The 23,664-nt window shown below is 71.1% G+C and carries 22 protein-coding genes and 1 pseudogene; 12 read left to right on the forward strand and 11 right to left on the reverse strand.

Features of this window, described 5'->3' with window-relative positions; all coding sequences use genetic code 11:
* Positions 1–6 precede the first annotated feature (6 nt).
* The gene (locus ACIBJF_RS11920) at positions 7–621 is read left to right on the forward strand and encodes a TetR family transcriptional regulator (protein WP_399173545.1); all 615 of its coding nucleotides are present in this window, start codon (positions 7–9) and stop codon (positions 619–621) included.
* Positions 585–683: pseudogene (locus tag ACIBJF_RS11925) on the forward strand (TetR/AcrR family transcriptional regulator); the annotation flags it as partial. The gene ACIBJF_RS11920 and the pseudogene ACIBJF_RS11925, both read left to right, overlap by 37 nt.
* Here the strand turns inward: ACIBJF_RS11925 and ACIBJF_RS11930 are convergent.
* The 3 genes from ACIBJF_RS11930 to ACIBJF_RS11940 form a co-directional block, all read right to left on the reverse strand.
* Positions 664–1,155 (reverse strand): hypothetical protein, encoded by a 492-nt coding sequence (locus ACIBJF_RS11930; protein ID WP_399173546.1) that lies wholly within the window; start codon positions 1,153–1,155, stop codon positions 664–666. The pseudogene ACIBJF_RS11925 and the gene ACIBJF_RS11930 sit on opposite strands and share 20 nt — an antisense overlap.
* Positions 1,156–1,302: 147 nt before the next feature.
* Positions 1,303–1,527: a hypothetical protein gene (locus tag ACIBJF_RS11935; protein ID WP_399173547.1), complete on the reverse strand. Its 225-nt coding sequence runs from the start codon at positions 1,525–1,527 to the stop codon at positions 1,303–1,305.
* Between the two features lie 135 nt (positions 1,528–1,662).
* Positions 1,663–3,090, reverse strand: coding sequence for an MFS transporter (locus ACIBJF_RS11940; RefSeq protein ID WP_399173548.1), 1,428 nt, complete (start codon positions 3,088–3,090; stop codon positions 1,663–1,665).
* 102 nt (positions 3,091–3,192) lie between these two features.
* On the opposite strand from ACIBJF_RS11940, the gene ACIBJF_RS11945 reads away from it, so the two are divergent.
* The gene (locus tag ACIBJF_RS11945; RefSeq protein ID WP_399173549.1) at positions 3,193–4,092 is read left to right on the forward strand and encodes a helix-turn-helix transcriptional regulator; all 900 of its coding nucleotides are present in this window, start codon (positions 3,193–3,195) and stop codon (positions 4,090–4,092) included.
* Between the two features lie 24 nt (positions 4,093–4,116).
* A complete protein-coding gene (locus tag ACIBJF_RS11950; RefSeq protein ID WP_399173550.1) occupies positions 4,117–4,434 on the forward strand; it encodes a hypothetical protein in 318 nt (105 codons plus the stop codon).
* Here the strand turns inward: ACIBJF_RS11950 and ACIBJF_RS11955 are convergent.
* Positions 4,431–5,882 carry an MFS transporter gene (locus ACIBJF_RS11955; protein WP_399173552.1) on the reverse strand — a complete coding sequence of 484 codons (1,452 nt, stop codon included), beginning with the start codon at positions 5,880–5,882 and terminating at the stop codon, positions 4,431–4,433. The genes ACIBJF_RS11950 and ACIBJF_RS11955 overlap by 4 nt on opposite strands.
* Positions 5,883–6,109: 227 nt before the next feature.
* Between ACIBJF_RS11955 and dusB the strand changes: the two genes are divergently transcribed.
* Positions 6,110–7,240: a tRNA dihydrouridine synthase DusB gene (gene dusB, locus ACIBJF_RS11960; protein WP_399173554.1), complete on the forward strand. Its 1,131-nt coding sequence runs from the start codon at positions 6,110–6,112 to the stop codon at positions 7,238–7,240.
* 18 nt (positions 7,241–7,258) lie between these two features.
* Here the strand turns inward: dusB and ACIBJF_RS11965 are convergent, their stop codons facing one another.
* From ACIBJF_RS11965 to ACIBJF_RS11975, 3 genes are all read right to left on the reverse strand, one after another.
* Positions 7,259–9,043, reverse strand: a complete 1,785-nt coding sequence (locus tag ACIBJF_RS11965; protein WP_399173555.1) for a CDP-alcohol phosphatidyltransferase — start codon at positions 9,041–9,043, stop codon at positions 7,259–7,261.
* A gap of 138 nt (positions 9,044–9,181) precedes the next feature.
* Positions 9,182–11,119, reverse strand: a complete 1,938-nt coding sequence (locus tag ACIBJF_RS11970) for a glycogen debranching N-terminal domain-containing protein (protein WP_399173556.1) — start codon at positions 11,117–11,119, stop codon at positions 9,182–9,184.
* Positions 11,116–12,642 carry an MGH1-like glycoside hydrolase domain-containing protein gene (locus tag ACIBJF_RS11975; protein WP_399173557.1) on the reverse strand — a complete coding sequence of 509 codons (1,527 nt, stop codon included), beginning with the start codon at positions 12,640–12,642 and terminating at the stop codon, positions 11,116–11,118. Before ACIBJF_RS11975 ends, ACIBJF_RS11970 begins: the two co-directional genes overlap by 4 nt.
* A 131-nt stretch (positions 12,643–12,773) precedes the next feature.
* On the opposite strand from ACIBJF_RS11975, the gene ACIBJF_RS11980 reads away from it, so the two are divergent.
* The 4 genes from ACIBJF_RS11980 to ACIBJF_RS11995 all read left to right on the forward strand — a co-directional run bounded on the left by ACIBJF_RS11980 (position 12,774) and on the right by ACIBJF_RS11995 (position 17,994).
* Positions 12,774–13,994, forward strand: coding sequence for an ROK family protein (locus ACIBJF_RS11980; protein WP_399173558.1), 1,221 nt, complete (start codon positions 12,774–12,776; stop codon positions 13,992–13,994).
* Positions 13,995–14,415: 421 nt separating this feature from the next.
* A complete protein-coding gene (ppdK, locus tag ACIBJF_RS11985; RefSeq protein WP_399173559.1) occupies positions 14,416–17,136 on the forward strand; it encodes a pyruvate, phosphate dikinase in 2,721 nt (906 codons plus the stop codon).
* A 190-nt stretch (positions 17,137–17,326) separates the two neighbouring features.
* Positions 17,327–17,743 (forward strand): TIGR03668 family PPOX class F420-dependent oxidoreductase, encoded by a 417-nt coding sequence (locus ACIBJF_RS11990; protein ID WP_399173560.1) that lies wholly within the window; start codon positions 17,327–17,329, stop codon positions 17,741–17,743.
* Between the two features lie 23 nt (positions 17,744–17,766).
* Positions 17,767–17,994 (forward strand): hypothetical protein, encoded by a 228-nt coding sequence (locus tag ACIBJF_RS11995; protein ID WP_399173561.1) that lies wholly within the window; start codon positions 17,767–17,769, stop codon positions 17,992–17,994.
* 61 nt (positions 17,995–18,055) lie between these two features.
* Here ACIBJF_RS11995 and ACIBJF_RS12000 read toward each other — a convergent pair whose 3' ends face one another.
* From ACIBJF_RS12000 to ACIBJF_RS12015, 4 genes are all read right to left on the reverse strand, one after another.
* Positions 18,056–18,328 carry a hypothetical protein gene (locus ACIBJF_RS12000; RefSeq protein WP_399173562.1) on the reverse strand — a complete coding sequence of 91 codons (273 nt, stop codon included), beginning with the start codon at positions 18,326–18,328 and terminating at the stop codon, positions 18,056–18,058.
* Entirely contained in the window at positions 18,295–18,771 is a 477-nt protein-coding gene (locus ACIBJF_RS12005) for a helix-turn-helix domain-containing protein (protein WP_399173563.1), read from the reverse strand. Before ACIBJF_RS12005 ends, ACIBJF_RS12000 begins: the two co-directional genes overlap by 34 nt.
* Positions 18,772–18,850: 79 nt before the next feature.
* Positions 18,851–19,489, reverse strand: a complete 639-nt coding sequence (locus ACIBJF_RS12010; RefSeq protein ID WP_399173564.1) for an HAD family hydrolase — start codon at positions 19,487–19,489, stop codon at positions 18,851–18,853.
* Positions 19,490–19,708: 219 nt separating this feature from the next.
* Positions 19,709–20,098, reverse strand: coding sequence for a DUF4232 domain-containing protein (locus ACIBJF_RS12015; RefSeq protein ID WP_399173565.1), 390 nt, complete (start codon positions 20,096–20,098; stop codon positions 19,709–19,711).
* A 437-nt stretch (positions 20,099–20,535) separates the two neighbouring features.
* Here ACIBJF_RS12015 and ACIBJF_RS12020 point away from each other — a divergent pair, with 437 nt between their 5' ends.
* The 3 genes from ACIBJF_RS12020 to ACIBJF_RS12030 are packed head-to-tail and all read left to right on the forward strand — an operon-like array spanning position 20,536 to position 23,532.
* Positions 20,536–21,807, forward strand: coding sequence for an ABC transporter substrate-binding protein (locus tag ACIBJF_RS12020; RefSeq protein ID WP_399173626.1), 1,272 nt, complete (start codon positions 20,536–20,538; stop codon positions 21,805–21,807).
* A complete protein-coding gene (locus tag ACIBJF_RS12025; protein ID WP_399173566.1) occupies positions 21,804–22,706 on the forward strand; it encodes a carbohydrate ABC transporter permease in 903 nt (300 codons plus the stop codon). Before ACIBJF_RS12020 ends, ACIBJF_RS12025 begins: the two co-directional genes overlap by 4 nt.
* Positions 22,699–23,532, forward strand: a complete 834-nt coding sequence (locus ACIBJF_RS12030) for a carbohydrate ABC transporter permease (protein ID WP_399173567.1) — start codon at positions 22,699–22,701, stop codon at positions 23,530–23,532. The genes ACIBJF_RS12025 and ACIBJF_RS12030 overlap by 8 nt, the downstream gene beginning before the upstream one ends.
* The last annotated feature ends 132 nt before the right edge of the window (positions 23,533–23,664 follow it).

A 23,664-nucleotide genomic window follows, 5' to 3' on the forward strand; every position in this document is an offset into this window, starting at 1 on the left:
TAAGGCATGGCACCGCCCACCGAGACCCTGACCGCCGAGCGCATCCTCGAAGCGACCGAGGAGGTGCTGCGCCGTCACGGCCCGGCCAAGGCCACCGTGGTCGACGTGGCCCGCGCGCTCGGCGTCAGCCATGGCAGTGTCTACCGGCACTTCCGCACCAAGGCGGCCCTGCGCGAGGCGGTCACCAAGCGCTGGCTGGACCGGACGTCGGAAAAACTGGCCGCCATCGTCACCGCGGACGGCACTCCCGAGGAGCGGCTGAGGGCCTGGCTCACGGCGCTGTTCGAGGCCAAGCGGCACAAGGCGGGCGACGACCCCGAACTCTTCGCCACCTACACGGTGCTGACCGACGAGAACGGCACGGCGGTCGGCGAGCACCTCGCCGACCTGACCGCACAGCTGACCCGGATCATCGCGGACGGGGCCGGGGGGGGGGCGCGCCCGCCGGGCCCCCCCCCCCCCCCCCCCCCCCCCCCCCGCCCGCGGCCCCCCGGGGGGGGGGGGGGGGGGGGCCCCCGCCCCCGCCCCCCCCCCCCCCCGCCGCTGCCCGAGCCGTCTTCCAGGCCACCGGCCGTTTCCACGACCCCTGTTACGCCCGGGAGTGGACCGCCCCCGGCGTAGACGAGGAGTTCACGGCTGTCGTGGACCTGCTGATACGGGGGCTCAGCTCACCTTCACGCTGACCGGCGAGGAGTGGACCATGCCGGACTTGACCGCCACCCGCACCTGCTCGGTGCCCTTGCTGGTGAAGGTCCGCTTGATCGTGTAGCGGCCGCTGTTGCCGACCACCGTCGTGGTCCGGAGTGTGGTCCACTTGCCGTTGCGCATGTGCTGGAGCACCAGTGTGGAGCCGCGCTTCGCGCCCGTGACGCGGCCGGTGAACACCACCGTGTCGCCAGCCTTGATGGCCCTGCGGTTCGGCGAGATGGTGATCGAACCCATCGCCATCGGGACCCGCGACGGCTTCATGCTCGGCGTGCCGGAGCCGATCACCGGGGGCCTGACGGGCATGCCGCTGCGGGTCGGCGAGGGGGTGGGGGGCTTCGCGCTGGTCACGGCGAAGGCTCCGGCCGTACCGCCGGAGAGCAGCGCCACGGACAAAGTGCCGGCGCCCAGGGCGCGGCCGTAGCGGCGGTGGCGGGGTGCGGAGGTCATGGTCATCTCCTGTCGCTCGATCGGACGTCTCCCAGGCTGAACCGACTTCGCTGCGTCGGCCACTCGAGACGCTGCGTAACCGGCAGTCCGATCAGTCAAGTGCGCAGGTCAGCACGGATGTCCAAGACCTTGTTCGGAACCCCGGGCTCAACGCGAGGGCTGCCGGTCCGCCACCGGATCGACCGTCGCCTGATGGGCCTCGGCCAGATGCTCCTCCGCCTTCAGCCACGGCAGGAACTGGGCACCTCTGCGCCAGCCGCACGTGTCGCATCTGATCGTGCGCTGCACCCCCGTGCGCTGTACCCGGACGACGTGCTCCCGGCCGTGCTGGTCCCAGCGGCTGACCTTGCTCGTGCTGTTGCCCTGCGGCATGACGCCTCACGTCTCCTCGACTCCTGTGGCACACCCCGGCCGGGACAGGAGTGTGCAGCAAGATGAACATCAACAGGGGGAGCTTCACATGGAGTTGTCCAAGCCGTGGCCAGAGCCTTCCCGGCCGGCCCCGGCTCAGCCGACCTCGCGCGGCAGCCGCAGGCTGAGCAGTCCGGTCAGCACGACCCCGGCCAACTGCACCAGCAGCGTGATGACCAGCGCGTCCCGCATGCCCGTGCTCGACGCGAGGGTGAGGAACAGGGTGCCGAGCGTGGCCACGCCGAGGGCGAGCGCGGACTGCTGGGTGGTGACCATCACACCGCTGCCGACACCGGCCCGGGCCGGCGGCACCTCGGACATCACGATCCGGAAGACGTTGGGCAGTTGGAGCGCCTGCCCGGCACCGGCCACGGCGGCGCCCGGCAGCAGCGAGCCGAAGTCCAGGTGCGGCCAGTCCCGCCAGGCGGCCAGCACGATCAGCAGCACGCCCACACCCTGGACCACCGAGCCCGCGGTGACGACCCGGGTGCCGTGACGGGCCGTCAGCCGCGGCCCGGCGAGGGAGGTGAACAGGAACACCACGGCCATCGGCGCGAGCGCGAGCCCGGCCGCCACCGGACCGAGTCCCGCGCCCTTCTGCAGGGCCAGCGCGATGACGAACATGAACCCGCTGAAGCCGATCGAGAACGGCAGGATCAGGATCAGACCGCGCCGCAGCGAGGCCAGCGCCAGCAGACTCGGCGGCACCAGTGGAGTCCGCCCCGCCCGGTCGGCCCGCCGCTCCACGGCCCAGAACGCGCCGGCGGCGAACGGGAACGCGGCCAGCGACAGCCACGTCCACAGCGGCCAGCCCGCGGCCCGGCCCTCGGTGAGCGGGGCGAGCAGCGTCAGCAGGGAGACCGCGAGCAGGACCGTGCCGGGCCCGTCGACGGGCTCGGGGTGCTGCGACCGGGTCTCCGGTACGACCCGCACGGCGAGGAGCAGGCCGAGGGCGACCACGGGCACGTTGACGAGGAACACCGCGCGCCAGCCGGTCCCGGCGACATCGGCGGCGACGAGCACTCCGCCGAGGATCTGCCCGGCGACCATGGACAGCCCGGCGGTCGCGCCGTACAGGCTCATGGCCTTCGCGCGGCGCGCGCCGCGCGTGGTGGCCTGGATGGTGGCGAGCACCTGCGGCAGCATCGCGGCCGCCGAGGCGCCCTGGGCGACCCGCGCCGCGACCAGGCTCCAGGCGTCGGGCGCCAACCCGCAGGCCAGCGAGGTCAGTCCGAACGCGGCCATTCCGCCGAGGAACAGCCGGCGCCGCCCGAACAGGTCGCCGAGCCGCCCGCCGAGCACCAGCAGCACGGCATACGCGACGCCGTACCCGGCCACCACCAGCTCCAGCACGGCCTCGCCCGCGGCGAGGTCGGTGCCGATGGTCGGCAGGGCGACGTTGACGATGAAGAAGTCCACGAGCGGCAGTGCCGCGGCCAGCAGTACGGTGAACAGCCCGAGCCCGCCGAGTGCGGGCGGTGCGGCCGTCGTACGGACGGCCGGGGTGGTGACGGTTTCACTCATGACCCCGAGCCTGCGCCGCCGCACAGACTGGTACCAGAGTGTCCTCATCCTGGTACAAGAAGTACCTGGCAACAGGATGACGAGGCAGGCACCCTGGAACCCATGACCACCATGGCCACGGACCGCAAGACGCCCGCCCCGCAGCCGACGACCCGGGGCTCGGAGATCCGGCGGCACGAGCTGGCCGGGTTCCTGCGCAGCCGCCGCGAGCGCATCAGCCCCGAGCAGGTGGGCCTGCCGCGCGGGGCCCGGCGCCGTACGCCGGGACTGCGCCGGGAGGAGGTCGCCCAGCTCTCCGCGGTCGGCGTCACGTGGTACACGTGGCTCGAACAGGCCCGCGACATCCAGGTCTCCGTGCAGGTGCTGGACGCCCTGGCCCGCACCCTGATGCTGGACGCCGGCGAACGCGCCCACCTCTTCCAGCTGGCCGGCGCCGTCGACCCGACGCCCGCCGCGAGCTGCCCGAGCGTCACCCCGGCCCTGCGCGCGATGCTGCGCCAGCTGGAGCCGATCCCGGCCTGCGTCCAGAACAGCCGGTACGACATCCTCGCCTACAACCTCACCTACGGCCGCCTCCTCGGCGACCTGGACGCGATACCGGCGGAGGACCGCAACTGCATCCTCCTCACGTACACCAACAAGGACTGGCAGTCGTCGGTGGTCCGCCTGGAGGAGACCCAGCGCCTGATGGCCGCCCGGCTGCGCGCGTCCATGGCCGGCCATCTCGGCGAGCCGGCCTGGAAGATGCTGCTCAAGCGCCTGCAGACGGAATCCCCCGACTTCCGCCAGAACTGGGAGCGTTACGAGGTCGTCGCGGCCCGCACCAAGACCAAGGAGTTCCTCAACACCCACGTGGGCCACCTCAAGCTGGAGCACACGGACCTGTGGCTGGGCCCCGAACAGGGCGCCCGCATGGTGACGTACACCCCGGCCGACGAGCAGACCCGCGAGCGCCTGGAGAGGCTGTACGACTTGGCCCGCGGGGCCACCGCGAGGGCCTGAGAACGCCGAGGGAGAGGGGTACCGATGGCGCTGCCCCGCAAGGGAGCCCGCCACATCGTCGTCGACGGCACGACTTACCGGTGGCGGCTGCGCCGCAGGCCGACCTACGCCCAGTCCATGGGGTGGACACCGGGCATCTTCGCGGTCGAACACGCCGACTCCCCGGGCACCACGCTGGTCGTCACGACGGGCCACGCCCACCCCGGCAACCACCTGGGCCACGCCTGCGTCCCGCCGGTTCGCCCCGCCGACGTGGCCGACGCCGTCCGGCGCGCGCTGCGGGAGGGCTGGAACCCGACGAGCCCGGGCTCCCCGGTCCACCTGGACGAGGGCGGCGGCTAGCCGCGCCCCGCGACGGAGACCGTCTGGCGGATCTCCGCGGACTGAAGGGTCTCGGCTGTGCGTTCCGCGGTGCGGTGCGCCCAGTGGCCGCTGGTGAGGAGGCCGAGGAGGAGAACGGCCAGGCCGCAGGCGGTGAGGATCCACCAGCCGGGGCGGGCCGCCGAGACGAAGGCCTGCTTCATGGGCGACGAGCCGATACCGGAGGCCAGGACCGCGCCGATCACCGCGACGCCGAGCGTCTGGCCCAGCTGCCGGCTCGTGGAGGCGACCGCCGCGGCGACCCCGGCCTGGGCGCGGGGCATTCCGGAGACGGCCGTGTTGGTGATCGGCGCGTTCACGAAGCCGAAGCCGATGCCGAACAGGACGTAGCCGACGAGGAGGGTGGCGTTCGACGTCTCCGCCTCGAAGGCCGCGAAGAGGACACCGCTCGCCGTCATCGCCGTACCCGCGATCAGCAGCGGCAGGCGGGGGCCGCGGCTGCCCACCAGACGGCCGGACAGCGGGGCGCACAGGAAGGTCGGCGCGGCCATCGGAAGCATCCACAGGCCCGCGTGCAGGGCGTCGAGACCGCGGACGTTCTGCAGGTAGAGCGTGGACAGGAAGAGGAAGCCGCCCAGCGCCGCGAACGCGCTGATCGCGATCACCGTGGCGCCGCTGAACGGAGCCGAGCGGAAGAAGCGCAGGTCGATGAGGGGTTCGGTGCGGCGGGGCTCGTACCAGAGCAGGCCGAGGAGGGCCACGAAGGCGATCGCCATGAACGGGGCCACGGCGGTCGGGCCCGAGTCCGGCGCCTCGATGATGCCGTAAGTCAGCGAGCCGAACAGGGCGATGACCAGGAGCTGGCCGACCGGGTCGGGGCGGCGGGCCTTGGGCGCGCGGGACTCGGGGACGAAGCGGAGGGTGAGCAGGAGGGCCGCGAGGCCGACCGGGAGGTTGATCCAGAAGATCGCGCGCCAGCTCACCGACTGCACCAGCAGGCCGCCGACCAGCGGGCCGGCGGCCATGGAGATGCCGACCACCGCGCCCCAGACGCCGATCGCCCGGGCCCGTTCCCGGGCGTCGGTGAAGGTGTTAGTGATGATCGACATGGCGACCGGGTTGAGCATCGAGCCGCCGATCGCCTGCACCATCCGGAACACCACCAGCAGGGACAGGTTCGGGGCGAGCGAGCACAGCAGCGAGCCGACGGAGAAGACCACCAGGCCGGTCATGAAGACCCGCTTGCGGCCGATCCGGTCGGCCGTCGAGCCCGCGAGCATCAGCAGCGAGGCGAGCACCAGCGTGTAGGCGTCGATCGTCCACTGCAAGCCGGAGGTGGTGGCGTGCAGATCGCGCTGCATGGACGGCAGCGCCACGTTCAGCACAGTGTTGTCCAGGCTCACGATCAGCAGGCTCATGCAGCAGATCGCGAGCACGAGGAGACGACGGCGGTGGCTCAACTCGGGCATGGATCGAATCGTACGCTTATTTCGATAGTGCGTCTAACTAATAGTGTGCCTAATTGATGTGTGCTACACGATCACCGTGAGCGCCCCCTCCAGTGGCTGTCCCAGTACCCGGGACGCCCGAAGCCCAAGCACCGCCGGCCCACGGTCGGCCGCCGGCCCGAGCTGTCGGCCGAGTGAGGGACAATGGGTGCTTGCCCTGTGCTGTCCGTCCGTCCCGGAGTCGTCTGATGACCCACCCGCTCTCCATCGGCCCGCACGCCGTGACGCCGCCCGTCGTGCTCGCACCCATGGCGGGGATCACCAACGCGCCCTTCCGCACCCTGTGCCGGGAGTTCAGCGGCGGCAAGGGGCTGTTCGTCAGCGAGATGATCACGACCCGGGCGCTGGTCGAGCGCAACGACAAGACCATGCAGCTGATCAGGTTCGACGCGAGCGAGCAGCCGCGTTCGATCCAGCTGTACGGCGTCGACCCGGCGACCGTCGGCAAGGCCGTCCGCATGATCGCGGAGGAGGACCTGGCCGACCACATCGACCTGAACTTCGGCTGCCCGGTCCCCAAGGTGACCCGCAAGGGCGGCGGCTCGGCCCTGCCGTACAAGCGGAACCTGCTGCGGGCGATCCTCCGGGAGGCCGTGAGCGGCGCCGGTGACCTGCCGGTCACCATGAAGATGCGCAAGGGCATCGACGACGATCACATCACCTTCCTCGACGCCGGCCGCATCGCCGTCGAGGAAGGCGTCACCGCGATCGCCCTGCACGGCCGCACGGCCGCCCAGCACTACGGCGGCACCGCCGACTGGGACGCCATCGCCCGGCTGAAGGAGCACGTCCCGGAGATCCCGGTGCTCGGCAACGGCGACATCTGGTCGGCCCAGGACGCGCTGCGCATGGTGCGGGAGACCGGCTGCGACGGGGTCGTCGTCGGGCGCGGGTGCCTGGGACGGCCGTGGCTGTTCGCGGACCTGGTGGCGGCGTTCGAGGGGCGGACCGATTTCCAGCGGCCGACGCTCCGGCAGGTCGCGGACGTCATGGTCCGCCACGCCACCCTCCTGGGGGAGTGGATCGGCGACGAGTGCAAGGGCGTCGTCGACTTCCGCAAGCACGTCGCCTGGTACCTGAAGGGCTTCGCGGTCGGCTCCGAGATGCGCAAGCGGCTCGCGATCACCTCCTCGCTCCAGGAACTGCGGGCCGGTCTCGACGAGCTGGACCTCGACCAGCCGTGGCCGGCCGGCGCGGACGGTCCGCGCGGCCGTACGTCCGGCAACAACCGGGTGGTGCTGCCGGACGGCTGGCTGAAGGACCCCTACGACTGCGCGGGGATCAGCGAGGACGCGGAGCTGGACACCTCCGGCGGCTGAGCGGCCTCCAGGGCCGCGTCAGCCCTTCTTCGGGTGCGGAGTCGAGCCGTAAGCCGTCAGGAACCGGTCCCGGAACGCGCTCATCTTCCACACCGGGGCGTTGTGGGCGGGGCGCAGCCCGTCCGTCCAGCTCCAGCCGGCGATCTTGTCCAGCACCTTCGGGTCCTTGGCGACGATCGAGACCGGCACGTCCCGGCTGGCGTGGTTGCCGCTGACCCGGGCGATGGGCTGGTGGTCGCCGAGGAAGACCAGCACGGTGTCCTTGCTGCCGTAGCGCGTCAGCCACTCGGTCAGCGCGGTCACCGAGTACTGGATCGACTTGCCGTACTCCTGGCGGGACTTGGTGGTGTCGGCGATGACGTCGGCCGGCTTGTTGCCCGCCACCTGGATGCCCTTGAAGACCGAGCCGTCGCCCAGCTGGTCCCAGCCGACCATCTTCGGGATCGGCGCCCACGGCTGATGGCTGGAGGTGAGGATGAGCAGGGACATCCGCGCCTTGCCGTCGGCGGGCCTCTTGCTGTGCACCCGCTCCTGGTACTGCTGCAGCGCGTACTGGTCGGGCATGGTCGACCAGCTGAACTTCGGTCCCTTGTAGCCGAGTTCGAAGGCGTTGTAGACCTTGTCGAGGCCGTACCACTTCTGCTCCGGCCACGCCTTCTGCACGCCCGGCATGACGCCGACCGTGTCGAACGCGCCGGTCTTCTCGAAGGCCTCGGTCAGGCTGAGGTGGTCGCTGGCCATGACCGTGCGGTACCGCTGCTGGTTGCTGATCCACAGGCCCGACATGGTGGTGGAGTGGCCGAGCCAGCTGCTGCCGCCGTAGGTCGCCGAGGTCAGCCAGCCGCTCTTGGCGTGGAAACCGGCCTTGGCCAGCGCCTTGGTCCGGGCGTCGAGCGTGCTGTCCACACCGGGCGCCATGATCGGGTCCTCGACCGCGCTGCGGCCGTAGCTCTCGATGAACGTGAAGATCATGTCCTTGCCGCGCAGATCCGGGACCAGCTGACTGCCCGGGGTGTTCCCGAAGGCGTCGACCCGCGCGACCTTCCGGAACTCGGCCTCGTCCTTGAGCGTGGCCGACACCAGGTGGGCCTGGGCCTTCAGCGCGGTGGCGGTGCTGTCGGAGGCGAGCGGTACGCCGGAGATCTGCAGGCCGAGCGAGGTGCAGGTGATCCAGACCACCCCGGCGATCAGCGTGCCCCGGGTCGCGACGCCGGTGTGCCGGGCGAGCAGATCGCTCAGCCGGACCATGGACAGCGCCAGCAGCACGAAGAGGAGCAGGACGGCCGCGATCACCCCGGCCACCGCCGCGAGGGTCTCCGTGCGGCCGAGGGAGTCCTCCAGATACGACTCCGCGTCGCCGAACAGGCTCCAGTCGAGAACGACGTTGAAGCCGCGGCCGAGGTATTGCTTGAAGCCCATGTCGAGCGCGTTCAGCACGGTCATCGCGCCCAGCGCCACTCCGGACACGGCGGCCAGCACCACCCGCGGCCGGCGGGGCAGCGCGATCATCACCGCCGCCCCGATCACCGCCTCCGCCGGTATCCGCACGAACGCGGAAGGCTTCAGCCGCACCACGGAGTTCGGCATCACCAGCGCGGCGACGACGAGGGCGGCGGCGAGCACGGTGACCGTGACGGACAAGCCCTGGGCAGCCCCGGGATGCCCCTCGCGCCAGCGCCGCGCCCACGCCGAGCAGGCGGCCCAGGGGCGCGGGAAGGTGCGGCGCGGGCGGGGGACGGGGACGGCGGGCTGCTCCGGCTCGGCCACTTCGGCTTCGGCTACGGCTGATTCGCGCGTGCTCATGTCCTGGGACAACCCGGCGTCCTTCCCTGCGAGACCCGATCTGCCGTCCCGTACGGCCACTTCGACACGCCTGTTCACCAGCACCGGGCAAACACCTGGCAAACGCCGGCTGACCCATCCACAGGAACCCTGACGGCGCTAGACCCCACCCACCGCCGTCAACAAGGCAAGCGGCACCGCGGCCGACCGGGACTCCCGCACACACGCGTGCGGATAGGGCACCGGCTCCGGATGCGTGTCCCTCCCGTACCCGGCCAGCACCTCCGGCAGCCGATGCCCGGCGGCCACCGCCGCGTCCACCAGCGCACGCGCCACCGCACGGGCCTCGTCGTGCAGCCCGTACCGCGCGAGACCCAACGTGATCAGCGCGTTGTCATGCGGCCACACGGAACCCCGGTGATACGACAGCGGGTGGTACGCCGCCTGCCCCGCGGCGAGCGTCCGCACCCCCCAGCCGGAGAAGAAGTCCGGCTCCAGCAGCCGCCGGCCCACCACCTCGCCGTACTCCTTGTCCAGCAGCCCGGACCACAGCAGGTGCCCGGCGTCGGACGCCAGCGCGTCGATCCGGTGGCCCTCGCCGTCCAGCGCGAGCGCCGGGAAGGAGTGCTCCCGCATCCAGAAGTCCCGTTGGAACCGGTCCCGCAGATCGGCGGCGGCCTGCTCCAGCAGGGCGCCGTACGTCTCGTCGCCCCACACCGTCCGCGCCAGCCACGCCGTGCGGCGCAGCGCGTCGTACGCGTAGCCCTGCGCGCCCGCGGCCATCACCGCGCCGGTGGGCCGGGTGCCGTCGGCGCAGCAGATCGCGCCGGGGGAGTCCTTCCAGTTCTGGTTGGCGAGGCCGCCCTCGTCGGCGCGGTAGACGAGATAGCCGCGCGAGGTCAGGCCGCCGTGGTCCAGCATCCAGCCGACGGCGGCGCGCGCGTGCGGCTCCAGGCGCCGGGCCGGGCCGGTGTCCCCGGTCTGCTCGACGTACGCGCCGAGCAGGATCAGGAACAGCGGGGTCGCGTCGACCGAGCCGTAGTACCGCCCGAACGGCACCTGCCCGAAGTGGGCCAGCTCGCCGTGCCGTACCTCGTGCACGATCTTGCCGGGCTGGGCGAGCGGGGACGGGCCGGCGCCGGTCGCCTGGGTCGCGGCGAGCGCGGGGAGCGTGGCGGCGGCCAGTTCCGGGCGGTACGGCAGCGCGAACAGGGAGGTCAGCAGGGCGTCCCGGGCGAGGAGGGCGAGGAACCAGGGGGCGCCGCCGGCCGGGACGCGCAGTTCCTCGCCGTCGGGCCCGCGCGCCGGCACCTGGAGCGCGGCCAGGTCGGCCAGGCCCCGCGCGCAGGCCGCCGACAGTTCCGGCCAGCCGGTCGGGAAGGCCACGCCCTCCGCGAACCGCCCTTCCAGTGCGCGGAGTTGCTCGCCGACGGACGCCGGGTCGCGGGGCACGCGCAGGGCGCGTTTCTCGCCGTGCGGGCGGGCGATCACCCGCAGCAGCAGTTCCGTCGTGCCGTGCGGTGCCAGGTCGAGGGTCCACACCAGGCGGCGGGCCCCCGTGCCGGTCTCCTCCACGGCGTCGGGGGCCGGGTCGGCGGTGATGGTCGTGCGGGACTGCCACTCGGCACGCCGGTAGGTGAACTCGATGCCGTCGTCGAGGACCGTGCGGGAGCGTACGGCGCCGGGCTTGGCGTAGGTGCGGTAGTCGGAGCGGAGTTCGAACTGGTCGGTGAAGTCGGCGTCGGCGGTGAGGGCGAGCCGGACGGTGGTCGGCACCGGGCGGTTGCTGGTCACCCGGAGCGATTCGACGAACGAGCTGTCGCCGACCGCCTGCCGGCGGAAGAGGGTGTGCGCCGGAGGTTCCTGCCGGCCGCCGCGCGGGACCAGCACACAGCGGGCCGCGTCACCGTCGGTGACCGGGGTGAGCACCTCGGGCACGGCGCCGTCGACGGTGAGCTGCCAGCGGCTGAGGTGCCGGCCGTCCCGTACGAACAACCCGTCCGGGGAGCCGCTGCCCCGGACCCCGCTGATGTCGCCTCGGTCGCCCACGGCGGCGAACGTCGCCCCGTGCACGAGCAGATGGTGCCGGTCCGTCATGCCCGGTCGCCTCCTTCGTCACTTCTGTCGAACGTGCCGGTGCCCGCCTCGGACACGCCCTCGCGGGCGCCCTTGAGAAGGTCTTTGTGCAGCTCGTGGTGCAGATCCAGGGCGAGCGCAGCGGTCCAGCCGAAGCCGGTCGCGCCGCAGGCCTCGCCGGTGTACGGATCGACGTACTCCGCGAAGTCGGTGACCTCGGCGAGGTGCAGGACGGCCGCGCGCAGCGCGTCGGCCCGCTCCCGCTCGCCGTGCACCCGCAGACCCCGCTCCAGCAGCCAGCTCGTGTTGAACCAGGCCGGGCCGCGCCAGTACCGGTGCGGATCGAAGGCCTCGCCGAGCAGGTCGTAACTGGGCACGAGCCGGGTGCGCCCGCCGAGCCCGAAGTGCGGCCCGCACAGCGTGCGCACGAGCGCGGCGACGATCTCGCGCGGCAGCCCGGGCAGCAGGAGCGGCACCAGCCCGGACACGCTCCGCTCGGGGATCGGTCCGCCGGCGCGCAGGTCCCGGCACAGGAACATGCCGGACGCAGGGTCCCACAGCCGCTCCACCAGCGCCTGAGTCAGCCGTTCGGCGCGTGAGTGCCGTGCCGCGCCGGGCGCGCCCAGCTCCTCGGCGATGTGGGCCAGCGCGTGTTCGGAGGCGATGAGTAGGGCGTTGAACGCCGGGTCCTCCACGGCGAATTCACCGCCGCCGACCCCGTGCCGCCCACCCGCCGCGTCCCCCTGCCTCCCACCCGCCGCATCCCTGTACCCCGCGTCCCTGTACCCAGCGTCCCGGTAGTCGGCTGCCAGCCGAACGTACCGTCCGTAGTCCAGATCCGTCGGCCTGTCCTCGGGCGCCCCGTGGGCGAGGTCGGCGCGGCGGAAGGAGCGGGCCGGGGCGGGGGTGATCCGGGCGAGCGGGGCGTCCCAGCAGGGGCTGTTGTCCATACCCTGCTCCCAGGGGTGGACCACCGACACCAGCCCGGCGCCGCCCAGGTCCCGGCGGTGCAGCAGATAGCGGTGCCAGGCGGCCAGCCGCGGGTACATCCGGGCCAGGAAGCCGCGGGCGCGCGACAGCCCGGGGTCGGCACGGTGCACCAGCCAGGCCGCGAGCGCGTGCACCGGTGGCTGCACGATCCCCGACGTCTGTACGGTGCGCGGGGCGCCCGCCGCGCGGCCGGCGGTCGAGGAGCGCCAGAAGTCGGGGCTGGGGAAGTAGGCGTCGAGCGGTACGGAGGGGTTGAAGACGATGTGCGGGACGCGCCCGTCGGCCCACTGGGCGGTCAGCAGTGTCTCCAGCTCGGTCTGGGCCCGCAGCGGTGAGACGTGCCTCAGCCCGATCGCGATGAACGCCGAGTCCCAGGACCACTGGTGCGGATACAGGCTCCGGGAGGGGACCGTCGAGCCGCCCGTCCAGTTCGCGTCCAGCACCTGGGCCGCCCTGATGCGCAGAGACCCGCCGGAAACGGGGGAATCACCCGCTGGCTCGTACGTCGCGGGCTCCGCGGGACGGACGGTGAGCTGCGTGCTGCTGCGATCCACTCGGGGCTCCCCGAAGACGAAGACGCCCGGCCGTGCCGGCCGGGTTTGGCGGTAACCGTCGTAGAGTTACGTCCATTTAACACGCAAAACTCAATATGTAGTGCAGGCTTGGGAAACACAAGGGGGTGCGCATGACCGGACATCCGGGAAGAGTCGTAAAGAGCGGCGGTCCGGCCGGCGCCGGAGAGCTGCTCGAACTGGTCCGCAGCGGACGGGCGGTGACGCGGGGTGCGCTCCAGCAGGCGACCGGACTGTCCCGCGCGACCGTCGGCCAGCGCCTGGACCGCCTCTTCCGGGCCGGCTGGCTGCGCGAGGGCGCCGGCGGCCCGGTCGACTCGCCGCTCGGCGGACGCCCCTCCATCACCCTGGAGTTCGACGGCTCCCACGCCGTCGTCCTCGCCGCCGACCTGGACACCCGGCACGCCCGCGCGGCCGTCCTCTCCCTGACCGGCGAGATCCTCGCCGAGCAGGCGGGGACGCTCGTGATCGGGGACGGCCCGGAGGCCGTGCTGTCCGAACTGGGCCACTGGTTCGGCGAGTTGCTGGAGAAGGCCGGGCGTCCGGCGGCGGAGGTCTGCGGCATCGGGCTCGCCGTGCCCGGCCCGGTGGAGACCGGCACCGGCCGCGTGGTGCAGCCGCCGATGATGCCGGGCTGGGACGGCTACGACATCACGGGCCGCCTCTCCCGCGCCTTCGGCGAGCACACCGGCGCGGGGACGGTCCCGGTCCTCGTGGACAACGACGCCAACCTCATGGCGTACGGCGAACAGCGCGCCGGACACCCCGACTGCGCGGCCTTCGTGCTGGTCAAGGTGTCCACGGGCATCGGTGCCGGGGTGGTCGTGGACGGCTCGATCTACCGCGGGATCGACGGCGGCGCCGGCGACATCGGGCACATCCGGGTCGGCGCGGACACGCTGTGCCGCTGCGGTTCGTACGGCTGTCTCGCCGCCGTCGCGAGCGGGGGGGCCGTGGCCCGGCGGCTGGCCGAGAGCGGGGTGCCGGCCGCCTCCGGCGCGGACGTACGGGATCTGCTGGCCGCCGGGCATCCGGAGGCGGCGGCCCTCGCCCGGGAGGCCGGGCGGCGGGTCGGTGACGTACTGGCGACGGTGGTGACCCTGTTGAACCCCGGGGTGCTGATGATCGCGGGCGACCTGGCCGGGACGCCCTTCCTCACCGGCGTCCGGGAACTCCTCTACCAGCGGGCGCTGCCGCGCTCCACGGCCCACCTCCATGTCGTGACCTCCCGGCTGGGGGAGCGGGCCGCGCTCATCGGAGCGGGGGCGCTGGTCGTGGAACGCCTCTACGCGCCGGAGCGGGTGGAGGAGCGGCTGCGGGCGCTGGGCGTGTGACACGGGGGTGTGACGTGGGTGTTTCCGGGTACCGGGGAGGGTCCGCATGGTGAAATCCGGCGGACTGTGGCAGCGTGATTCTCGCCACCCTTGATAAGGGTTGTGCTCAGATGAGCGGATCTTGAGCGGCTGCACTTCTCCAAGGGGTGGCACTGGGTGCCATCCCTTGATCGTTCATCGATCGAAATCAGACGTGCGGGTTACCCGCTCATCTGAGCGATAAACCCGGCACTGAGAGGTGTATTCGTTCAAGAAGTGAAGGCATCCCGCGGTGCTGGCTTGCCAAGCCTTGACTTTCGATCCGCTGGCGGACGAGTGGTTACGGGCTCATGACGCGCAAGTGGACGTACCCATGTGCCTTCGATCTGGGTATGTTCCTCGCCGTCAGGGCAGCCACCGCGGCCTCAAGGAGTCGAGACCCGTGTCGGAAAACAAAGAACCCCACGTAGTGAAGTTCGTCTACGACTTCACCGAGGGCAACAAGGACCTCAAGGACCTCCTCGGCGGCAAGGGCGCCAACCTCGCCGAGATGACCAACCTCGGTCTGCCGGTCCCTCCCGGCTTCACCATCACCACCGAGGCCTGCAAGGTCTACCTGGACAGCGGTGAGGAGCCCGCGGCACTGCGTGACGAGGTGAGTGCGCACCTCGACGCCCTCGAGTCCCGCATGGGCAAGAAGCTCGGCCAGGCCGACAACCCGCTGCTGGTGTCCGTCCGTTCGGGCGCCAAGTTCTCCATGCCCGGCATGATGGACACGGTCCTCAACATCGGCCTCTCCGACAAGTCGGTGCAGGGCCTGGCCAAGCAGGCCGGCGACGACCGGTTCGCCTGGGACTCCTACCGCCGCCTGATCCAGATGTTCGGCAAGACCGTCCTCGGCGTCGACGGCGACCTCTTCGAAGAGGCCCTCGAGGCGGCCAAGGAGGCCAAGAAGGTCGCGGTCGACACCGACCTGGAGGCCGCCGACCTGAAGAAGCTGGTCACCACCTTCAAGAAGATCGTCAAGAAGGAGGCCGGCCGGGACTTCCCGCAGGACCCGCGCGAGCAGATGGACCTCGCCATCAAGGCGGTCTTCGACTCGTGGAACGGCGACCGCGCCAAGCTCTACCGCCGCCAGGAGCGCATCCCGCACGACCTCGGCACGGCCGTCAACGTCTGCTCGATGGTCTTCGGCAACCTCGGCCCCGACTCCGGCACGGGCGTCGCCTTCACCCGTGACCCCGCCTCCGGCCACCAGGGCGTCTACGGCGACTACCTGCAGAACGCCCAGGGCGAGGACGTGGTCGCGGGCATCCGCAACACCGTCCCGCTCGCGGAGCTGGAGTCGATCGACAAGAAGTCGTACGACCAGCTCATGCAGATCATGGAGACGCTGGAGAACCACTACAAGGACCTGTGCGACATCGAGTTCACGATCGAGCGCGGTCAGCTGTGGATGCTCCAGACCCGGGTCGGCAAGCGCACGGCCGGCGCCGCCTTCCGCATCGCGACCCAGCTGGTCGACCAGGGCCTGATCGACGAGACGGAGGCGCTCCAGCGCGTCACCGGCGCCCAGCTGGCCCAGCTGATGTTCCCGCGCTTCGACGAGCAGGCGAAGGTCGACCAGGTCGCGCGCGGCATCGCCGCGTCCCCCGGTGCGGCGGTCGGCAAGGCGGTCTTCGACTCCTACACGGCCGTCAAGTGGTCCCGCTCGGGCGAGAAGGTCATCCTGGTCCGCCGCGAGACCAACCCGGACGACCTCGACGGCATGATCGCGGCGGAGGGCATCCTCACCTCGCGCGGCGGCAAGACCTCCCACGCCGCCGTCGTGGCCCGGGGCATGGGCAAGACGTGCGTGTGCGGCGCGGAGGAGCTGGAGGTCGACACCAAGCGCCGCAGGATGACGGTGCCGGGTGGGCACGTCGTCGAGGAAGGCGACGTCATCTCGATCGACGGCTCGTCGGGCAAGGTGTACCTGGGCGAGGTCCCGGTGGTCCCGTCCCCCGTGGTGGAGTACTTCGAGGGCCGGATGCACCCCGGCGCCGACGACGCGGACGAGCTGGTCGAGGCGGTCCACCGCATGATGGCCTTCGCCGACCGCAAGCGCCGCCTGCGCGTCCGCGCCAACGCGGACAACGCCGAGGACGCCCTGCGCGCCCGGCGCTTCGGCGCCCAGGGCATCGGCCTGTGCCGCACGGAGCACATGTTCCTCGGTGAGCGCCGTGAGATGGTCGAGAAGCTGATCCTCGCGGACACGGAGGAGGAGCGCGAGGCGGCCCTGTCGGAGCTGCTCCCCCTGCAGAAGAAGGACTTCGTCGAGCTCTTCGAGGCGATGGACGGCCTCCCGGTGACGATCCGTCTCCTGGACCCGCCGCTGCACGAGTTCCTCCCCGACATCACCGAGCTGTCGGTCCGCGTGGCGCTGGCCGAGTCCCGCCAGGAGCCGCACGAGAACGAGCTCCGCCTGCTCCAGGCGGTGCACCGCCTGCACGAGCAGAACCCGATGCTCGGCCTGCGCGGCGTGCGCCTCGGCCTGGTCATCCCCGGCCTGTTCACGATGCAGGTCCGCGCGATCGCCGAGGCGGCGGCGGAACGCAAGTCCGCCAAGGGCGACCCGCGCGCGGAGGTCATGATCCCGCTCGTCGGCACGGTCCAGGAGCTGGAGATCGTCCGCGAGGAGGCCGACAAGGTCATCGCGGAGGTCGAGGCGGCGACGGGTACGGCGCTGAAGCTGGCGATCGGCACGATGATCGAACTCCCCCGAGCCGCCCTCACGGCGGGCCAGATCGCCGAGGCGGCGCAGTTCTTCAGCTTCGGCACGAACGACCTGACGCAGACGGTGTGGGGCTTCAGCCGCGACGACGTCGAGGCCTCCTTCTTCACCGCGTACCTGGAAAAGGGCATCTTCGGCGTCAGCCCCTTCGAGACGATCGACAAGGACGGCGTCGGCTCCCTGGTGAAGTCGGCGGCGGAAGCGGGCCGGCGCACCCGCCCCGACCTCAAGCTCGGCGTCTGCGGCGAACACGGCGGTGACCCCGAGTCCGTCCACTTCTTCCACGAGGTCGGCCTGGACTACGTCTCCTGCTCCCCCTTCCGCATCCCGGTGGCCCGCCTCGAGGCAGGCCGCGCGGCGACGCAGTCGGCGGGCAGCGACCACCGCTAGGCCCTCACGGGCCACCGAACCCCGGAGCCGTCGCCGGTCCCCGACCCTCACCGATCGGCGACGGCTCCGGCGCACGAAAGAGGAGAGGCGACACCCTGTGCGGGGGTGCCGCCTCTCCGGTGTCCTGCGGGCCGCTACTCGATGAGCCGCACGACGTCCAAGGCCCCGAGCCTTCACTACCGTGGAATGCATGAGGCTCTCACCGTCCGTCGCCCGGGAACGCTTCGTCTCTTCATCCGTCGCCCGGCTGGCGACCGTGGACGGCTCCGGGGTGCCACATGCGGTTCCCGTGACCTTCGTGGTTCAGGACGACGTCCTGTACTTCGCGGTCGACCACAAGCCCAAGAGCACCTGGAATCTGCGGCGCTTGCGCAACATCAGGGAAAATCCAGCGGTAACCGTGCTGGTCGACCACTACGACGACGACTGGACGAAGCTGTGGTGGGTCCGCGCCGACGGCCGCGGCGAAGTCCTGGAGGAAGGTGAAGAGCGCCTGCGGGCGGTGAGGTTGTTGTGCGACAAGTACGACCAGTACAAGCAGTCCCCGCCCCAGGGCCCTGCGGTCGCCGTCCGGGTCGAGCGGTGGACCGGCTGGGCCTTCGCATAGCCCTGCGGGACACGTCACCTGACGTGACCTTGCCGTACCTCGGGGAACCGAAGACCAGGCAGAGCTATCGGTCCGTTGCTCAAGGACGTTCGATCGTAGGCGAGATCGCACGGCACCGTGAGGAGTTCACGCCGCAGGTCGTGTACATCGAGGATCGGACGAACCGCAGGAAGCCCGTGGCGGAGGAAGACCGGACCGCCGACATGATGGAAGCCACGCTGAGCGAGGTGGTCTCCGCCTCCGTTGGCTGACCTGGCAAGGCCCGCCCATCCGCTACGGGGGAAGCAGACGAGCGGGGCCGGTTGGCGAGGGTCAGGTGGTGTACTCCAACTCCTTCAAAGCCGCCTGCCGCAGGGACGGGGTAAGGCCATCGAGGTCGAGGCCTTCGAGGTACCTCACCAGTTCCTGGCGGGCCTCCTGCACCCGTTCGATGAGCGTCGGCCCGTGGATGTCACCGGGAAGGATGATCCGGCGGAAGCGCGGGTCGGCGATGATGCCCTCGACGAGCTTCTCGGCGAGCCACACAGGAGCGCGCTCGCGGATGGCGAACGTCAGGTGGACGCTGTGCTCATCGGCCTCGACCACGTGCGGGTTGTGGACCCAGCCCCGCGGCAGGAGAAGCGATTGCCCGGCGTGCAGGTCGACCTCCAGGTCCGGGCCGGCGGCTTCCCAGTCGGGGATGTAGTTGTCCCGCCAGACCCGCCAGGACTCGTTGTATCGGGACAGTCGTACGCGGCGATGGCTGCCGACAACGCTGGCAGGCCGTCCCTCGCCTGAGAATGGGCGGGGCCGCGGTCATGGCGCAGGCGTGACGGATCGACGCCGAGCGCGTCGGCGATGGCCTGAAGAGTGTCGTCGGTGACACCGCGTTCGCCGCGCTCAATCTTCCGGATCGTGCCCAGGGCAACGCAGGCAGCGGTGGCCAGTTCAGCCTGAGTCATCTTGGGCCGGACGACGCTCCGGTAGTAGGCGATCCGCCGGCCCACTCCTCCGTCGGTGTTCGCGGGTATCTGTCTCCGTTCGGACATCCACACCGAACGGTACTCGCGTCACAGGCCGCGTGTACTGGAAGCGGCCCGCCAACCTGGCCGGGCCGCTTCGCTGTTGTCACCGGACAATGCTGACCAGATCCATGAGCCCGTTGATCCGCCAGTCCGCGGCAGCAACCGTTTCGGGCGCGTCGGCCCAAAGGCACCCCCACGGACCGCGGCGGATGTGTGCGGTGCGCAGCCCCGCCGCCTTGGCCGGGTGCACGTCGTTGGCGGGATGGTCGCCCACGTAGAGGATTCGGTCGGCTGGTGCCTCGGCAACCTCGATGACTCGCTGAAAGAATTCCGGCCGGGGCTTGGCCACGCCCCACTCGCCTGATGTGACGATCAGGTCTACGGACAGGTCGAGCGCGCGCAGCAGGTCGGCGGCGCGCGCGGTCTGATTGCCTGCAACGACTACTCGGACGCCTGCCTCACGCAGTGCGGTCAGGGCCGGACGGACGTCGTCGTACAAGTCGGTCTCGTCCAAGCGCTCGCCGCAGCCGGCTGCCTCCCGTTCACGGTATTCGGCCGTGACGTCGATACCAGGGCGCAGAAGTCTCAGCGCCTCCGCGTTGTCCTGGCCTTGAGCGACGACGGCACCGACGAGCGCGGACAGGGTATGGCGGGGAACGCCTAGCCAGTCCGCCCACGAGGCCCAGTATCGGTCGTCTCGGGTGATGGTCTCGCCGACGTCCAGCACAACGGTTTCAATCACGCAATGGAGCCTACGGGGCCTGGTGAGGGCGTCACTGTGTGAGTCGGATGCTGCGCGGCTGCCAGGGTTCGCGGACGACGACGCCCTTCTTCCCGAGCTGCGTCAGGTGGTGCTGATCCGGCGGGACTGAGAGCCGCGGGACCCGCTCGGGGCGGTACCCGGTGTGGGTGCCGCCCCTTCGGCACTGCTGGCCCCTTTCGGAAGGCGCCCCGCCCCCTCTCAGAACGCGCCCTCGACGTTCACCGGACCCACCTGGAAGACGCCGGAGCAGCTTGTCCAGGGGGCCGGGATCAGGGTTGCGGTGTGGGAGGCTGGTGGGTAGATCCGCAGGTAGGTGCCGGTGCGCTGGCAGGGGCCGCCGATCGGGCCGTTGGTGGTGCGGACGACCGCCGACGCCGAGTGGGCGGGGGCGAGCGTGACCGTGCCGTACGAGCGGCCGCTGCGGGTGGCGGCCGGACCGATCTGGTGGTGCGCGGTGTCCAGGACGCTGACGGCCGGGTAGCCGCGCAGGGCACAGCTGGTCGTGCTGGTGTTGGTGAACCGGATCGGCCAGTACAGCGACCCCGCGGCGCCTTCCTTGCGGCCCATGGAGAGGTACAGGTCGCTCACGGCGCAGGTGCGTGTCGCGGTCGAGGTCCGTGCCGCCGCCGTCGGGGTCGCGCTCCACGCGGCTCCCGCGGCGGTGAGGCCCAGGAGAGCGGCGGTCAGTACGGCCGCGGGGCCGCGCCTGGGGAGTGTCTGGAGGAATCTGCGAGGCTTCGGAGGGGTCGGAGAGCTCAGAGAGTTCAGAGGGTTCGGATACATGGCACATCCGCCTCCATCGGGCGAATGGGGGATGAAGGTCACTGTGTGGGATGCACCCCGGGCCGGAAAAGTTGTGCATTGGCGTCCACCGTCCGGTGCACGGTGCACTGCGCACCGATCCGAGTGCCCGCCCGCCCCCGCCGGCACACGGCCGCAATGCGCCTTTCGTAATCGACCCGCATGGTTGATCGTTGGGCCGTGCATCGATGACGAAGATCGACCGACGTCAGGGGGCACCGACGATGACGATGAGCCGTAGGGGAGCGCTGGTCGCGGGGGCCGGGTTGGCAGGTGGCGGGTTGCTCGGTGCCTGCGGGGGCAACACCGGGCGGGGCAGCGGGAGTTCGGCTGAGTTGTCGCAGTGGTATCACCAGTACGGTGAGGCCGGTACCGAGCAGGCCGTCGAGCGGTATGCCGGTGCCTATCGCAAGGCGCGGGTCACGGTGCAGTGGCGGCCGGGGAACTACGACCAGCAGACCGCCGCCGCCCTGCTCACCGACTCCGGCCCGGACGTCTTCGAGGTCAACGGGCCGACGCTGGACCAGATCCAGGGCGGTCAGGTCGTCGACCTGACCGACCTCGTTAGGGGCGTCGAGGACGACTTCAATCCGGCCGTGCTCGCGCCGAAGACGTACGACGGCCGGGTCTGGGGCATTCCGCAGGTCGTCGACATGCAGATGCTGTACTACCGGAAGAGCCTGTTGCGGGACGCCGGGGTCGAGCCGCCGGACACGCTGGACGCCCTCGTGGACGCGGCGCGGAAGCTCACCGACAGCAAGGTCAAGGGGCTGTTCCTGGGGAACGACGGGGGCGCCGGTGTGCTCGGCGGCACGCCCCTGTCTGCCGCCGGGCTGCGGCTCGTCACCGAGGACGGCAAGGTCGGCTTCGACGATCCCGCCGCCGCCCGCACCCTCGGCAAGCTGCACCGGCTGTACGCCGACAAGTCCCTCCTCCTCGGCGCGCCCGCCGACTGGTCCAACCCGTCGGCCTTCATCCAGGGACTGACCGCGATGCAGTGGTCCGGGCTGTGGGCGCTGCCGCAGATCAAGAAGGAGCTGGGGGACGACTTCGGTGTGCTGCCGTTTCCCGGGGACGGGGGTCAGGGGAAGCCCGCCGTACCCGTCGGAGCGTACGGCGCCGCCGTCAGCGCGCGCAGCAGGCACAAGGAGGCCGCGAAGGAGTTCGTGCGGTGGTTGTGGGTGCAACGTACCGACTACCAGGAGGACTTCGCGCTGTCGTACGGCTTTCACATCCCGGCCCGGATCTCCCTCGCCAGGAAGGCCACCGCGCTGCGGTCGGGGGCCGCCGCCGACGCCGTGCGCTTCACCACCGACCACGGCTACGCCCAGCCGCTGCTGTGGACGCCGGCCGCCCAGACCGCCTACCAAGACGCGCTGAGCCGGATCATCAGCGGCGGGGCGAGTCCGGAGGGCGAACTGCGGGCCGTCGTGAGGAAGGTGGCCGCCGAACTCGACCGTGTGAAGAGGGCGAGGAAGGTGAAGAAGGCGTCGTGAGGCGGCGCAGGGCAGTCTGGTTCTGGGCGTTCGTGGGGCCGTTCGCGCTCGGGCTCGCGCTGTTCACCTACGTTCCGCTGCTGTGGAGCGTGGGCCTGAGCTTCTTCGACGCGCACAACACCGTCACGCCCACGCACTTCGTCGGGCCGGACAACTACACGGCGATGCTGAAGGACGACGCGTTCGTCGACAGCCTGCGGACCTTTCTCCTCTTCACGGCCTTCATCGTGCCGGTCACGTACCTCCTTTCCCTCTCCCTCGCCCTGATGGTCAACCGCCTCAGGCGCGCCCGCGCGTTCTTCCGGTCGGTCTTCTTCCTTCCGGCCGCGTGCAGTTACGTCGTCGCCGCGCTGGTGTGGAAGATGTCGATCTTCAACGGGGTGCGGTTCGGGCTCGCCAACACCGTCCTCGGGTGGATCGGCCAGGATCCCGTCGCCTGGCTGGCCGGTACGGATCCGCCCTGGTACTGGCTGGTGATCGTGACCGTACGGCTGTGGCTGCAGGCCGGTTTCTACATGATCCTCTTCCTCGCCGGGCTGCAGCGGATCGACCCGGTGCTGTACGAGGCGGCCGCCGTGGACGGGGCCCGGCCGGGCTGGACCGTGCTGCGGCACATCACCCTTCCGCAACTGCGGGCCACGTCGGTCGCGGTGGTGCTGCTGCTCGTGATCAACGCCTTCCAGGCCTTCGACGAGTTCTACAACCTGCTGTCGGACGCGCGGGGCTATCCGCCGTACGCCCGGCCGCCGCTGGTCTACCTCTACTACACCGCCCTCGGGCAGGGGCAGAACCTCGGGCTGGGCAGCGCGGGCGCGGTGATCCTCGCGCTGATCATCGTGGTCGTCACGGTGGGGCAGGCGCGCTGGCTGCGGCTGGGAAGGACGGACGCCGATGGATGACGCCCTGGTACGGGTGGGGCGGGCGCTGCGCGTGGTCCTGCTCGTGGTGCTCGCCCTGCTGTTCCTGATCCCCTTCTATCTGCTGGTGCGCAACGGCCTGTCCAGCGAGCAGGACATCACCTCGCCCGAATGGACCTTCTTCCCACGCGAGTTGAGGTGGGGGAACGTCCGGGAGCTGTTCGACGATCCGTCCGTCCCGTTCGCCCGCTCGCTGCTCAACTCCGCGCTGATCGCCGTCGCGACCACCCTGGGCACCCTGCTCCTGGCGTCCCTCGCGGGCTACGGCCTCGCTCGCATCCCCTACCGGCACGCGAACAAGGTCTTCTACGGCATCCTGGGCACCCTGCTGGTCCCGGCCGCCGTCACCTTCGTACCCAGCTTCGTGCTGGTGTCGTCGCTGGGCTGGATCTCCACGCTTCGGGGTCTGATCGTCCCGACCCTGTTCTCCGCCTTCGCCTGCTTCGTCTTCCGGCAGTACTTCCTGGGTTTCCCACGGGAGTTGGAGGACGCGGCGCAGGTCGACGGGCTCGGGTACTGGCGGACGTACTGGCTCGTCGTGGTGCCGAACGCGCGGCCGGTGTTCGCCGCCGTGGGGACGATCGTGTTCCTCGGCGCGTGGAACTCCTTCCTGTGGCCGCTGGTCATCGGGCAGGACCAGAGCGCCTGGACGGTGCAGGTGGCCCTGTCGTCCTTCACCACGTCCCAGGTCATCCGGCTGCACGAGCTGTTCGTCGCGGCCGTTGTGTCGATCCTGCCGCTGCTGGTGGTGTTCCTGTGCTTCCAGCGGTGGATCGTGGCGGGAGTGGAGCGGTCGGGGATCGACTAGGGCGGACATGGGGCGCGCCGGCCCCCCCCCCGCGGGCGGGGGGGGGGCCGCGCGCCGCCCGTTCCCCCCCCCCCCCCCCCCCCCGCCAGGCGCGGGGGGGGGCCCGGGGGTGGGGCGGGGGATTGCGGCCCC

It is taken from the genome of Streptomyces sp. NPDC050743 (assembly GCF_044456925.1).
Classification (GTDB): domain Bacteria; phylum Actinomycetota; class Actinomycetes; order Streptomycetales; family Streptomycetaceae; genus Streptomyces.

Coding starts and splice junctions, on each gene's coding strand:
- ACIBJF_RS11920 (WP_399173545.1), top strand. CDS start 7: ATGGCACCGCCCACCGAGACCCTGACCGCCGAGCGCATCCTCGAAGCG.
- ACIBJF_RS11930 (WP_399173546.1), bottom strand. CDS start 1,155: ATGACCTCCGCACCCCGCCACCGCCGCTACGGCCGCGCCCTGGGCGCC.
- ACIBJF_RS11935 (WP_399173547.1), bottom strand. CDS start 1,527: ATGCCGCAGGGCAACAGCACGAGCAAGGTCAGCCGCTGGGACCAGCAC.
- ACIBJF_RS11940 (WP_399173548.1), bottom strand. CDS start 3,090: ATGAGTGAAACCGTCACCACCCCGGCCGTCCGTACGACGGCCGCACCG.
- ACIBJF_RS11945 (WP_399173549.1), top strand. CDS start 3,193: ATGACCACCATGGCCACGGACCGCAAGACGCCCGCCCCGCAGCCGACG.
- ACIBJF_RS11950 (WP_399173550.1), top strand. CDS start 4,117: ATGGCGCTGCCCCGCAAGGGAGCCCGCCACATCGTCGTCGACGGCACG.
- ACIBJF_RS11955 (WP_399173552.1), bottom strand. CDS start 5,882: ATGCCCGAGTTGAGCCACCGCCGTCGTCTCCTCGTGCTCGCGATCTGC.
- dusB (WP_399173554.1), top strand. CDS start 6,110: ATGACCCACCCGCTCTCCATCGGCCCGCACGCCGTGACGCCGCCCGTC.
- ACIBJF_RS11965 (WP_399173555.1), bottom strand. CDS start 9,043: ATGAGCACGCGCGAATCAGCCGTAGCCGAAGCCGAAGTGGCCGAGCCG.
- ACIBJF_RS11970 (WP_399173556.1), bottom strand. CDS start 11,119: ATGACGGACCGGCACCATCTGCTCGTGCACGGGGCGACGTTCGCCGCC.
- ACIBJF_RS11980 (WP_399173558.1), top strand. CDS start 12,774: ATGACCGGACATCCGGGAAGAGTCGTAAAGAGCGGCGGTCCGGCCGGC.
- ACIBJF_RS11990 (WP_399173560.1), top strand. CDS start 17,327: ATGAGGCTCTCACCGTCCGTCGCCCGGGAACGCTTCGTCTCTTCATCC.
- ACIBJF_RS12005 (WP_399173563.1), bottom strand. CDS start 18,771: ATGTCCGAACGGAGACAGATACCCGCGAACACCGACGGAGGAGTGGGC.
- ACIBJF_RS12020 (WP_399173626.1), top strand. CDS start 20,536: ATGACGATGAGCCGTAGGGGAGCGCTGGTCGCGGGGGCCGGGTTGGCA.
- ACIBJF_RS12030 (WP_399173567.1), top strand. CDS start 22,699: ATGGATGACGCCCTGGTACGGGTGGGGCGGGCGCTGCGCGTGGTCCTG.